We start from the raw sequence: 12,239 nt of genomic DNA, 5'->3' as shown, positions 1-12,239 counted from the left end.
TCAGGGTCGGTCGGAGCCGACGACCCACATCGCGTAGAACTGCGCGCCGCCGCCGTACGCGTGGCCGAGGGCCCGGCGCGCGCCCTCGACCTGGTGCTCGCCGGCCAGCCCGCGTACCTGCAGGGCCGCCTCGGCGAAGCGGATGAGGCCGGACGCGCCGATCGGGTTGGACGAAAGGACGCCGCCCGAGGGGTTCCAGGGGATGTCGCCGTCGAGGGCGGTCGCGCCGCTCTCGGTGAGCTTCCAGCCCTCGCCCTCGCCGCAGAAGCCGAGGTTCTCCAGCCACATCGGCTCGTACCAGGAGAAGGGGACGTAGACCTCGGCGCAGTCCAGTTCGCGGCGCGGGTCGGTGATGCCCGCCTGCCGGTACACGTCGGCGGCGCAGTCCTTGCCCGCCTGCGGGTTCACGGTGTCGCGGCCCGCGAAGAAGATCGGCTCGGAGCGCATGGCGGTGCCGTGCACCCAGGCGGGCGGGTTCGGGGCGCGCCGGGCGGCGTCCTCGGAGGCGAGCACCATCGCGGCCGCGCCGTCGCTGGACGGGCACGTCTCCAGGTAGCGGATCGGCTCCCACAGCATCGGCGTCGACTCGACCATCTCGCGGGAGATGCCGGGGATGCGCAGGTGGGCGTAGGGGTTCTTCAGGGCGTTCTGCCGGTCCTTGACCGCGACGAGCGTGCCGATGTGGTCGGGCGCGCCGGTGCGCCGCATGTACGCGCGGATGTGCGGGGCGAAGTAGCCGCCCGCGCCGACGACGATCGTCGGGGACAGCGGCGGGTGCGTGGACAGCGCCCAGGTCGCGTTCGACTCGGACTGTTTCTCCCAGGCGACGACGAGGACGCGGTCGTGCACGCCGGCCTGGACGAGGCTCGCCGCGACGAGGGCGGTGGAGCCGCCGACCGACCCGGCGGTGTGCACGCGGATCATCGGCTTGCCGCGCGCGCCGAGCGCGTCCGCGAGGTACGCCTCGGGCATCATGACGCCCTCGAACAGGTCGGGCGCCTTGCCGATGACGACCGCGTCGATGTCCGTGAACGTCAGCCCGGCGTCGTCGAGGGCGCGCAGCGCCGCCTCGCGTACGAGACCGGCGATGGACACGTCGGTGCGCTTGGTGCGGTACTCGGTCTGGCCGACCCCGATCACCGCGCAGGGGTTTCCCATGCCTCAGGCCTCCAGGACGCAGACGAGATTGTGCTGCAGGCACGGCCCGGACGCCGCGTGCCCGAGCGTGCGGCGGGCCTCGCCGCGGTGGATCCACGACGCCGCCTCGCCGATGCGGATCAGGCCGGTGGCCATGACGGGGTTGGCGGCGAGCGGCCCGCCGGACGGGTTGACGCGGACGTCGTCGGCCAGGCCGATCGCCTCCCGCAGGATGAGCTCCTCGTGGCTGAACTGCGCGTGCAGCTCGGCCACCTCGACGTCCCGCGCGCCCGCCTTCCCGGCCGCCAGCGCGGCCGACTCCGAGCGGCTGAGGTCGCGGACGCCGAGGGAGTGCGCCTCGATCCGGTGGTCGATGCCGCGGATCCAGGCCGGGTGCCCGCTCAGCTCACGGGCGCGGTCGCCGGCGGCCAGCACGACCGCCGCCGCGCCGTCGGTGATCGGCGCGCAGTCATGCGGGCGCAGCGGCGCGACCTCGTAGCCCTCATCCGCCGGGTCGGGCAGGTCGAGGGCGTACGGGTTGGCGCGCCCGGCCGCACGGGAGCGGGCGGCCACGGCGCGCAGGTCGTCCTCCTTGTGCCCGGCGTCGAGGAACGCGCGGGCCTGCAGCGCGGCCAGCGACACCTGGTCGGGGCCGAGCGGCGCCAGGTAGTACGGGTCGAGCTGCAGCGTCATGATCTCCCGCAGCGACCCCTGGGAGGTCTTGCCGAAGCCGTACACCAACGCGGTGTCGACGTCGCCGTGCTGCAGCCGGACCCACGCCTCGTACAGCGCCCACGCGCCGTCCATCTCGACGTGGCTCTCCGAGATCGGCGGCCACGCCCCGACCGTGTCCAGCGCGGACACGAACGAGAACGGCGCCCCGGCGAGGTAGTCCAGCGAACCGGAGCAGGTGAACCCGAAGCGGTTCAGCCCGGTGGCCTGCTTGATCTCGGTGATGACCGGGGCGAGCAGCTCCACCTCGGTCAGCCCGGCGTCCTCGCCCGTGTGCTTCGTCTGCGCGAACGCGACGACCGCGACGTCCCTGCTCATAGATAGTCCTTGATCGCGTCGAAGGGGACATCGGGCTCGCCGGTGGGTTCGAACCACCGGATGTTCTCCATGGTCCGGCCCCACTCCTCGCGCGGCTTCCAGGCCGCCTTCACACGCATGCCCATCCGCACCCGGTCGGCGTCGATGCCGGCGACCAGCGCGAGCAGGGAGATGTCGGAGCCGTCGAGCAGGATGTACGCCGAGACGAACGGCACCTGCGGGGCACGCGGGTCCGGGATGTTGTTCACCGCGAACGTCGTGACCGTGCCGGTGTCGGCGACCTCCACCTCGTCGGTCGTGGGCACGCCGTCGACCGGGCACAGCCCGCGCAGCGGCACGTAGACCTTGCCGCAGACGTCACAGCGATGACCGAGCAGGCGCCCCTCGGACACCCCGTCGAGGAACCTGGTCAGCGCCCGGCCCGCGTTCAGGCGGTACTCCGCCCGGCTCGGCACCGTGATCATCGTGACGTCGGGCCGGAAGCACTCGATGTCCCGGATCGAGCCGGTGCGCTCGGCGCGGAACCTCGGCCGTACGCGCATGCCGGTGCGCAGGGACTTCGGCGGATCCGCGCCCGGTTCGAACGTCCCGACATCGAGGGCGTGCAGGAGCGCGGTGTCGGCCCCGTCGGGCCGGATCAGCGCCCAGGCGAACGGCCGGTCCAGCGGGTGGGTCGCGCGCGGGCGCGGCACCCACGACCAGGACGTCACCGTGCCGCCGGGCCCGACCTCGACGTACTCGTCCGTGACCGCCTCGCCGTCGGCGTCGTACTCGGCCGGCGGGAACAGCACCCCACCGGACGCCGTACGGACCCCGACGAGGCGGCCGTCGCGCAGCTCGGTGAGGAACCGGCCGATCACCGGCCCGACCGATCGCGTGTACCCGCCGGGAAACTCCAGGACGTGGTCGGCGACGAGCGGCTCCTTCTCGCTAGATGGCATTCTGGCGGTCCTTCCAGTACGGGTCCCGCAGCTTGCGTTTGAGGAGCTTGCCGTTGGGCTCGCGGGGCATCCGCTCGATGAAGTCGAACGACCGCGGCCACTTCATCCGGGCCAGCTTGCCGTCCAGGGAGGTGAGGATCTCCTCGGCCAGCTCCGGGCCGGGCGCGACGCCCTCGGCGGGCTCGACGACGGCCTTGATCTGTTCGCCCCACTCGTCGTCCGGGATGCCGAAGACGGCGACGTCGGCGACCTTGGGGTGGACGATGATCTCGTTCTCGATCTCGGCGGGGTAGATGTTCGCCCCGCCCGAGATGATCATGTCGGCCTTGCGGTCGGACAGGAACAGGTAACCGTCCTCGGTGAGGTAGCCGACGTCGCCGACGGTGAAGAAGTCCTTGAGCCGGTTCGCCCGCGTCTTCTCCGGGTCGCCCTTGTACTCGAACGTGGCGCTCATCATCTTCATGTAGATGGTGCCGGGCGTGCCCTGGGGGACCTCGTTGCCGTCGTCGTCGACGATCAGCAGCTCGCTGATCGGCCACGCCTTGCCAACGGTCCCGGGGTGCTCCCGCCAGTCCTGCGGGCTCGCGATCGTGCCGCCGCCCTCGGTCGCGGCGTAGTACTCCCAGATGCAGTCGCCCCACCAGTCGAGCATCGCCTGCTTGAGCGGCACCGGGCAGGGCGCGGCCGCGTGGATCGCCCACCGCATCGACGAGACGTCGTACCGCTCGCGCACCTCCTGGGGCAGCGACAGCAGGCGCTTGAAGTGGGTCGGGACCATGTGCGTGTTCGTGATCCGGTACCGCTCGATGAGGCGCAGCGCCTCCTCGGCGTCCCACCGGTCCATGTAGACCAGCGTGTGCCCCATGTGCAGCGCCGACCCGCCGAACTGGGTGACCGCCGTGTGGTAGTTCGGCGAGGTGACGAGGTGGGCGTTCGGCCGGCCCGGCGTGAAGCCGAAGAACGTCAGCAGGAACGTCATCAGCTCCGCGCTGTCGTCCGGGTCGATGCCGGCCAGCGCGCGGCGGACCCCCTTGGGCCGCCCCGTGGTCCCCGAGGTGTAGTGCATGGTCGCGCCGTTCGTACGGTCCTCCGGGAGGGTGTCCGGCCGCCCGGCGACCAGCTCCCCGAAGTCCCGGAACCCCGGCACCGCCCCACGGTGCCCATTCCGCGTCTCCGACACGAGCGAAAACCGCCGCCGCGGGTCGAGCCCGGCCTCCTCCGCGCCTCGGGCGCCCTCGGCCGCGTACCGCTCGTGCACGAAGAATGCCTTGGCCTCACTGTCGGCGACGATGTAGCCGATCTCCGGGCCGGTGAGGTGCCAGTTGATCGGCGTGTAGTACCAGCCGGCCTGCAGCGCGGCGAGGTAGAGGACCAGACCGTCGACGCCGTTGGGCACGAGCCCGCAGATCCCGTCGCCCGACCGCAGCCCGAGGTCGCGCAGCCCGTGCACGACCTGGTTGCAGCGGGCGAGCAACTCCGCCGCGCGGTACTCCGTCCCGTCCGGGTCCACGGCCGCGACCCAGTCCGGGTCCTTGTCCGCCAGCCGCCAAAAGCCCAACGAGCCCATGGACTACTCCCTGTACGTCTCGACACCGGTCGTACGGAGGTTCCGCTCGCAGTAGATCACGTTCTCGTTTTGATCGACAACCCCTGTTCGGATGCGATACGCATCACTAGAATCCGTTCTTGTTTCGGTGTCGCGTGACGCGTACGCGGCCGCGAGCAGGGAGGACGGCCATGGCGGAACGACTGCCCCTCAGCACCCCGCACTGCACGGTCGAGCGCGACGGCCACGTCGTCATCGTCACCATGAACCGGCCCGAGGCCCGCAACGCCCTCAGCACCGACATGCTCGTCGGCATGGCCGACGCGTGGGCCTACGTGTCCGATACCCCGGAGGTCCGGGTCGCCATCCTCACGGGGGCCGACGGGCAGTTCTGCGCGGGCGCCGACCTGAAGGCCATGGGCCGGCCGTCGGAGGACGAGCGGGTACGGCGACGCGCGTCCGAGATCCCGGACTTCCACTGGAAGGGCCTGCTGCGCGACTCTCAGCCGAAGAAGCCGCTGATCAGTGCGGTCGAGGGGTACGCGGTCGCCGGCGGCACCGAACTGCTGGTCGGCACCGACCTCCGCATCGTCGCGGAGGGGGCCACGCTCGGGCTGTACGAGGCGAAGCGCGGCCTGTTCCCGATGGGCGGCAGCGCGATCCGGCTCCCCCGCCAGATCCCGTACGCCTTCGCGATGGACATCCTGCTCACCGGCCGGTCCGTCTCCCCCGAGGAGGCGCTGCGGATGGGCCTGATCAACCGGATCGTCCCCGACGGCCGGGCCCTGGCGACCGCTCGCGAGATCGCCGACGAGATCGCCTCCTGCGGCCCCCTCGCGGTCCAGGCGATCCTGGAGACCTACCGCAGGACCGAGGGCCTGCCCGAGGCCGACGCACTGAAGATCTCCGACGAGCTCGGCTGGCCGGTCATCGGCTCGGCCGACGCCAAGGAGGGCGCCCGCGCCTTCAAGGAGAAGCGCCCCGCCGTCTTCACCGGCGAATAGCGGGGCGCCGCGGCCCTGATCAGGACGGCGCGCCGCGGTCCGCTGATCAGGACGGCGCGCCGCGGTCCGGTGATCAGGACGGGCGCCGCGGTCCGGTGATCAGGACGGAACCGTGGGAAGCGTCCTGCCGTCCCATCCTGCGACTGATTCGACGTGATCACCACGAATGGGGCGGCGATGGGCGGGCTCAACCGCGGCTTGGGGACGGTCGTCACGGCGGTGGCCGTGGTCGTCGGAGTGGCCGGCTGCAATGACGAGACCGGCGGCGACGCGTCGGCGTCCCCCACGGCGAAGCCGTCCGCTCACGGGGTGGTACGCGTCGACGGCGCCCCGCTGCGCACGCACTACATGTCCTGGCCCGGCAAGTCGTTCACGGTCGACCTCATGGGACTGGACCAGGTGGCGCCGGCCCGTGTCGTCGCCCGGTTCCGCGTCACCGCGGGGCCCGGATCGGCGGTCGCGCCGACCGCGTGGGCCGCTCCGGCGCACCCCGGGGACCACGCGCCGAGCGGCGCCCTCCTCCTGGATCCGGCCCACGCCACCGAGTATCCGGTGCTCCGCACCCAGGCCGGCGCCTGCCTGTGCACGGAACTGACCGACGTCAAGGCCGGGCAGCAGGTCGACGTGGACGCCGCCTTCCCGGCGCCGCCGGGCGGCGCGGGGAAGATGATCGTGGTGTTCCCGAACACGCCGCCGTTCCTCGGCGTCCCCATCGCGGCGCACGCGCCGTACGTTCTGCATCAGCGGCCGGGCGGCACGCCGTTGAACCCGGTGACGACGCCCGCGGCCGGGCCGGAGAGCTACCCGCTCGTCACCACGGTCCGGCACGGCGACGAGACCGACGCGACCGGCGGCGGCAAGACCAGCGTCCGGCTCTCCTCCGACGTGCTCTTCGCGACGAACAGCGCGGCCTTGACCGCGAAGGCGAGGACCCTCCTCAAGCAGGTGAGCGCGAAGATCGAGAAGTCGCCGGGCGACACCGTCGCGGTCGACGGGTACGCGGACAACACCGGCACCGACGCGGTGAACCTCCCCCTGTCCAAGAAGCGTGCCGAGAACGTCCGTGCCACACTGCGCCAACTGGTGAAACGGCAGGGGATGCGGTACTCGGCCGCCGGACACGGATCCGCCGACCCGATCGCGGACAACACCAAGCCCGCCGGGCGCGCCCTGAACCGGCGTGTCGTCATCACGTTCGCCGCACTGGCACAGCCGCCGCAGGACAAGCGGCCACTGCCCACCGCGAACGCGGACCCGGCCGGACGGCCCGAGCCTCCGGCGCTCGTCTCGGTCCACGCCGGCAAGAGGCCCATCCCGTTGCTGCCGTGGCCGAAGTCGATGACCTTCGGTGTCACCGGCCTCATTCGCGAGCCGAGCGGGTTCGCGGTGCTCACGTGGACGCTGCACAACGTCAACAGGCACCCGATCCCGGCCGGATTCGCCACCGACCTGGCGGACGTCTTCCGCAATGCCGGGCCGGGTCGCATCGTGCTGGGCGTCGGCCAGGACGAGTACAAGAACGTCACGGACACCAGGCAGCAGGCGGTGTTCCCGGGGTACTCGCTCCACCAGGGCGACGTCGTCGTACGCGCCCAGGGCAGCCTCGTCGGCTGGAACATGTTCCGGCTGCCCGCAGGCGTCCGGACCGTCACCGTGCGGGTCCCGGGCTTCCCGGCGGTGACGAACGTCCCCGTCCAGGCGCCGAAGCCGTGAACGCCCGGTGCGGAGGTGAACTCGAGAGCGCAGCGGGTTCGTCCCGCATGGCGTGTCCGGCCCGGTGCCACGCGTCCGGAGTCGTTCGTCACGGCACGGGCCGCAGCACGGCGTCAACGGCGGCCGCCACGTGGAGCCGGGTGGTGGGGAAGACCGGCACGGGACTGTCGGCCGCACCGACGAGCAGCTCGATCTCGGTACAGCCGAGGATGACGCCCTCGGCGCCGGCGTCGACCATCCCCGCGATGACCCGCCGGTAGGTCCGGCGCGACTCGTCGGACATCACGTTCAGGCACAGCTCGTCGTAGATGATGCGGTGCACCTCGGCGCGATCGGCGGCAGGCGGGACCAGCACGGTGAGCCCATGGCTCGCGAGCCGGTCGCGGTAGTAGTCCTGCTCCATCGTGAACGCCGTGCCGAGAAGCCCCACGGTGGACAGCCCGGCGGCGGTGACCGCCGCCGCGGTCTTGTCGGCCAGGTGCAGCAGCGGGATGTCGACGGCGGCCTGAACCTGGTCGGCGACCTTGTGCATGGTGTTCGTGCAGATCAGCAGCAGGTCGGCGCCCGCCGCCTCGACCTTGCGCGCCTCGTCGGCGAGCAGCCGCCCGGCGTCCTCCCAGCGACCGCTCATCTGCAGCTCCTCGACGTCGGCGAAGTCGACGGAGGCCATCACCAGCCGCGCCGAGTGCAGGCCGCCGAGCCGCTCCCGGACCACCTCGTTGGCCAACCGGTAGTACTCCGCGCTCGACACCCAGCTCATGCCACCGAGCATCCCGATCGTCCGCATGGAATCTCCCTCGCCCTACCGCCCGGCCCGCACAGGCCAGGACACCGGCGTCCATGCTCGCGCACGCCCGTACCCGGCCCGCGCGCTCGTCCCGGACTGTGCGGCCCGGTTCCGTGCCGACCCGCGTGGACGGCCGGGCTCCTGCGATCCGGCCGTCCACGGGTGCGGCGGTCACCGCGGCTCGCTCAGTGGGCGGATGAAGGTGTCGCGGAGGGCGACGGCTGCCGGCCGGTCCAGTCGGGGTGGCCGGGCATCGGCGGGGTCTTCGCGCCGTACAGCCAGGCGTCGAAGAGACCGGTCAGGTTCCGGCCGGACACGCGGTTCGCGACGGCGATGTAGTCCTGGGTCGTCGCGGAGCCGTACCGGTAGGTGGTGTAGAACGTGCGCTCGATCCGCTGGAACGTCTGGTCGCCGACCACCTGCCGCAGCGCGTACAGCGTCAGCGCGCCCGGCGCGTCGGTGTCGAACAGCACGCCGACCGCGTTCTTCATGTGCGCGGGCGGGCCGACGATGGGCCGCTGGTGGGCCTCGTCGGCGTAGATCTCCTTCATGATCTGGTCCATCGGCTCGAACCCGCGGTCGGACGTGTACCGGAACTGGTAGTACATCGCGTGGCCCTCGCTGAGCCACATGTCGTCCCACGTACGGGGCGAGACGGTGTCGCCGAAGTACTGGTGGATCAGCTCGTGCACCTGCGTCGGCGACTCCTTCTCGTCCGGCTGGGCGAGGGCGGCGGCCGGGAACGTCGAGATGGTCGGTGTCTCCAGCGCCACCCCGTCGTACCCGCTCGGGGCGCCGAGGATCCCGTACGTGCTGTAGGGGAAGGGCAGTCCGAGCGTGCGTTCGGCCCAGGCGACCTGGTCCGCGGTGCGCGCGATCGCGGGTGCGAGCTTGGCGGCCTGTGCGGTCGGGGCGTAGCTGTGCAGCGGGAGCCCGAACGGGCCGACGGCGTCGGTCCGGGTGAACTTGCCGACCGCGATCTGCACGACGTCGGTCGGGATGGGGCGGTCGATGCGGTAGACGAACGTCGTCCGGCCGTTGGTGGTACGCCGCTCAACGAGCGTGCCGTTGGCCACCGCCGTGCGGTCCGCCGGAGTCGTCACCCGGAAGGTGAACACGGCCTTGTCGCTCGGGTGGTCGTTGCTGGGGAAGATGACGTGAGAACGGTCGGCCTGGCCCATCACGGCGAACCCGTCCGGAGCGTTGACCCACGGTTTCCAGGGCCAGGCCATGCCCTGCGGCATCTTCACCGCCGGCGAGGCCGGATTCGCGTCGCGGTCGGCGACGTACTGGATGGTGGTGACGAAAGGGTGCCCGTCGGGCAGCGACCTGGGTGGTGTGATGAAGAGCTTCTCCCCGGCGGTACGGAAGCCGGCCGGCCTGCCGTTCACCGTCACCGAACGGATGCGCTGTCCGGCGGAGTCGAGGCTGAAGCGGGACAGGTTCTGCGTCGCCATCGCCGTCATCGTGACGCGCGCCGCCATGGTGGCAACGGCCGGGCGGTAGTCGAAGGCCACGTCATAGGAACGCGCGTCGTAGCCGCCGTTGCCCAGGGAGGGGAAAAGGCGATCCCCCAGGCTCGCCGCGCCGGGCGTCCCCTCGGCGGGACGGGCACCGGCGGGCACGGTCACGCCCGACAGCGCGGCGGCGACGGAGACGACGGCGAGGCATCGGGCCGTTCGCTTGTTACGGGGCTTCATGGAGACCTTTCTCATGGGGGTTCCCGGCGCAATACGGTCGGTGGTATCTCCCTAGAGGCTGGCAAAGGGAGCGGATCGTGCGCGTCCGCCCACGGTCGGAGACCGTGACGCGAAAGATCCGCCCGATGACTGACCGGCTGTAAGCCCCTCTGTGGAGCGCTACGGAAGTGGAGTGTTCAGGTCGCGAACAGCTCCTGGCCTAGCCCCGGCCGGTCGTGTGGCGCTCGGCGAGTTCCTGATGGTGCGCGACGGGCCCGCTACGCGCGTAGGCCGTACACGGTGTTCTTGTTCATGGCCGTGGAGCAGGTGAGGATGACAGTGCCGTCGCCGGTGGTGGCGGCTTGCTGTGGCTTGGTCACGTGGTAGCTCCACAGGAGGCGTCCGGTTTCGGCGTGCAGGGCGTAGGCCATGTCGTAGTAGCCGGTCAGGTAGACGATGCCGCTGAACGGGCCCCACACGCCTCGGAAGGCCATGCCTTCGAACTTCCACCGTTCGGAGCCGTCGGTGACGTTGAGAGCGTGCAGGGTGTTGGCACTGTCGTCGATGACGTACACCGTTGACTGATCGGCCGCCGGGGCCACGTCGGTCTGCCCGAACGCGGCCTTCCAGCGGACCTGACCGGTCTTGGCGTCGAGCGCGCAGAACGGCGATGATTCCTGACCGCCCACGTACACGGCGTCGCTGGTGGCCAACGGAGGGCCGAGATACCTGCCGGCGGCGAACTGCCAGCGTTGCCTGCCCGTCACCGTGTCCATGGCGTAGACGTTCGGAGCGGTCATCTCCCCGCCATCGGCGAAGGCCACGGTCGTGTCGGAGACGCTGATCCAAGACGTGTCGGCGGCCCCGGCGCTGTAGGTCCATCGCTGGTGGCCGTGCGTCCGATCCAGGCAGATCAGGGTCGAGACGGCAGAACCGTCCCGGGTCCAGCCCGCCACCGCGGTGTCCGCCACATCGATCACGGAGAAAGGCGCCTTGGCAGACCACAGCTGCTTTCTTCTGGACTCCTGGAGGGCGTAGAGCCGGGACTCGGTGGCCACGTAGAGCGTGTTGTGATCCTGGGCGACCGCGCGGATCGCCGGCGTGGCGGGAGCGGACCACTTCCAACGGCGCGCGCCGTTCCCGGGATCCCGACCGGACAGCGTCCCGTTGACCTCGCCATCGTCCGTCTCGGCATTCTCGGTCACCAGGACCGTATCCCGGGTGGCGACCGCAGGAGTCCCGGTGTTGACGGTCAGCTGCCACAGGATCCGCGGCGGGTTGACCGAGCGCGTATCGACCGGAGCGGGGCTGGGGCCGTTGGTACGGCGTTTCTTTCGCGACCCGGTCAGGAACGCGGGGGCGGTCACTGCGGCGGTCACGGTGATCGCGGCAGCGCCTCCGGCGGCCAGGACGCGCCGCCGGCTGAGCACCGGCCTCACAGGCAGCGTTCTGGTGGCGACGTGGGTGTCGGGTGGTTCGACGTGCGTTTCGGGCAATTCGGTGATGGTCGGGGCGACCATCACCGGTGGCACGACGGTGGCCAGGATCTGCTGGACGGTCGGCCGGGCCGCCGGGCGCTTGTCCAGGCAGGCGCTGACCAGCGGCAGCAGCGCGGCGGGGACGTCGCTCAGGTCGGGCGGATTGTGCACGACCCGGTAGAGCAGAGCGGGGGTGGCACCCGCGCCGAACGGGGAGCGGCCGGTGGCGGCGTAGGCGAGCACCGCGCCGAGCGAGAAGACATCGCTGGGTGTCTCCACGGGCCGGCCGTTGATCTGCTCAGGGGACATGTAGCCGGGGGACCCGATCGTGACACCCGTGCGGGTGAGGGCGCTGGCTTCGGCTGCCCGGGCGATGCCGAAGTCGATGACGCGGGGACCGTCACCGGCGAGGAGGATGTTGGACGGCTTCAGGTCGCGGTGGATGAGCCCTGCGGTGTGGATCGCCGACAGCGCGTACGCCAAACCCGCCGCCAGGCGACGCAACTCGCCCTCGTCCATCCGACCGTGATCGGCCACGTGGTCGGCCAACGAGGAGCCTGGAATGTAGGCGGTGGCCAGCCACGGAGTTTCGGCATCGGGGTCGGCGTCCAAGACCGCGGCGGTGTACCTGCCGTCGACCGCACGGGCGGCCTTGACCTCCCGGGCGAACCGGCGGCGGAAGTCCCGCTCGTCAGCGAGTTCGGCCCGCACCACCTTGATGGCCGCCTGCCGGCCGTCGACATCACGACCGAGATAGACCCGCCCCATCCCGCCGGCGCCAAGACGCCCGACCAGCTTGTATGGGCCGATGTGCGCAGGATCTCCCGGCGCGAGCGACTCCACCACACCCCCACACGCACGCGATTGTCCGGAGGCGGCACCGGACTTCCCGAGGGCCCACTTT

General features: G+C 71.3%; 9 protein-coding genes. 2 read left to right on the top strand and 7 right to left on the bottom strand.

Annotated elements, in window-relative coordinates; translation table 11 throughout:
- The 4 genes from NDW01_RS36335 to NDW01_RS36320 are packed head-to-tail and all read right to left on the bottom strand — an operon-like array spanning position 1 to position 4,695.
- Positions 1-1,158 carry a thiolase domain-containing protein gene (locus NDW01_RS36335; protein WP_252828892.1) on the bottom strand — a complete coding sequence of 386 codons (1,158 nt, stop codon included), beginning with the start codon at positions 1,156-1,158 and terminating at the stop codon, positions 1-3.
- 3 nt (positions 1,159-1,161) lie between these two features.
- On the bottom strand, positions 1,162-2,187 hold the full coding sequence (locus NDW01_RS36330) for a thiolase domain-containing protein (protein WP_252828891.1): 1,026 nt from the start codon (positions 2,185-2,187) through the stop codon (positions 1,162-1,164).
- Positions 2,184-3,128, bottom strand: a complete 945-nt coding sequence (locus NDW01_RS36325) for a Zn-ribbon domain-containing OB-fold protein (RefSeq protein ID WP_252828890.1) — start codon at positions 3,126-3,128, stop codon at positions 2,184-2,186. The genes NDW01_RS36330 and NDW01_RS36325 overlap by 4 nt, the downstream gene beginning before the upstream one ends.
- Positions 3,118-4,695 carry an acyl-CoA synthetase gene (locus NDW01_RS36320; protein WP_252828889.1) on the bottom strand — a complete coding sequence of 526 codons (1,578 nt, stop codon included), beginning with the start codon at positions 4,693-4,695 and terminating at the stop codon, positions 3,118-3,120. The genes NDW01_RS36325 and NDW01_RS36320 overlap by 11 nt, the downstream gene beginning before the upstream one ends.
- A 170-nt stretch (positions 4,696-4,865) precedes the next feature.
- Between NDW01_RS36320 and NDW01_RS36315 the strand changes: the two genes are divergently transcribed.
- Both NDW01_RS36315 and NDW01_RS36310 read left to right on the top strand, forming a co-directional pair.
- Positions 4,866-5,678: a crotonase/enoyl-CoA hydratase family protein gene (locus tag NDW01_RS36315; RefSeq protein WP_252828888.1), complete on the top strand. Its 813-nt coding sequence runs from the start codon at positions 4,866-4,868 to the stop codon at positions 5,676-5,678.
- Positions 5,679-5,831: 153 nt separating this feature from the next.
- Complete coding sequence (locus NDW01_RS36310; protein WP_252828887.1) at positions 5,832-7,391, top strand: OmpA family protein; 1,560 nt, start codon at positions 5,832-5,834, stop codon at positions 7,389-7,391.
- An 88-nt stretch (positions 7,392-7,479) separates the two neighbouring features.
- Here the strand turns inward: NDW01_RS36310 and NDW01_RS36305 are convergent, their stop codons facing one another.
- The 3 genes from NDW01_RS36305 to NDW01_RS36295 all read right to left on the bottom strand — a co-directional run bounded on the left by NDW01_RS36305 (position 7,480) and on the right by NDW01_RS36295 (position 12,178).
- Positions 7,480-8,178 (bottom strand): aspartate/glutamate racemase family protein, encoded by a 699-nt coding sequence (locus NDW01_RS36305; protein ID WP_252828886.1) that lies wholly within the window; start codon positions 8,176-8,178, stop codon positions 7,480-7,482.
- Positions 8,179-8,363: 185 nt separating this feature from the next.
- Positions 8,364-9,878, bottom strand: coding sequence for a M1 family metallopeptidase (locus NDW01_RS36300; protein WP_252828885.1), 1,515 nt, complete (start codon positions 9,876-9,878; stop codon positions 8,364-8,366).
- Positions 9,879-10,135: 257 nt separating this feature from the next.
- The gene (locus NDW01_RS36295; RefSeq protein WP_308211856.1) at positions 10,136-12,178 is read right to left on the bottom strand and encodes a protein kinase domain-containing protein; all 2,043 of its coding nucleotides are present in this window, start codon (positions 12,176-12,178) and stop codon (positions 10,136-10,138) included.
- Positions 12,179-12,239: the final 61 nt, after the last annotated feature.

Source organism: Actinoallomurus soli, from assembly GCF_024055715.1.
Classification (GTDB): domain Bacteria; phylum Actinomycetota; class Actinomycetes; order Streptosporangiales; family Streptosporangiaceae; genus Actinoallomurus; species Actinoallomurus soli.
The sequence above is the reverse complement of the archived record's forward strand: the minus strand, read 5'-3'. Positions and strand labels throughout refer to the sequence as shown.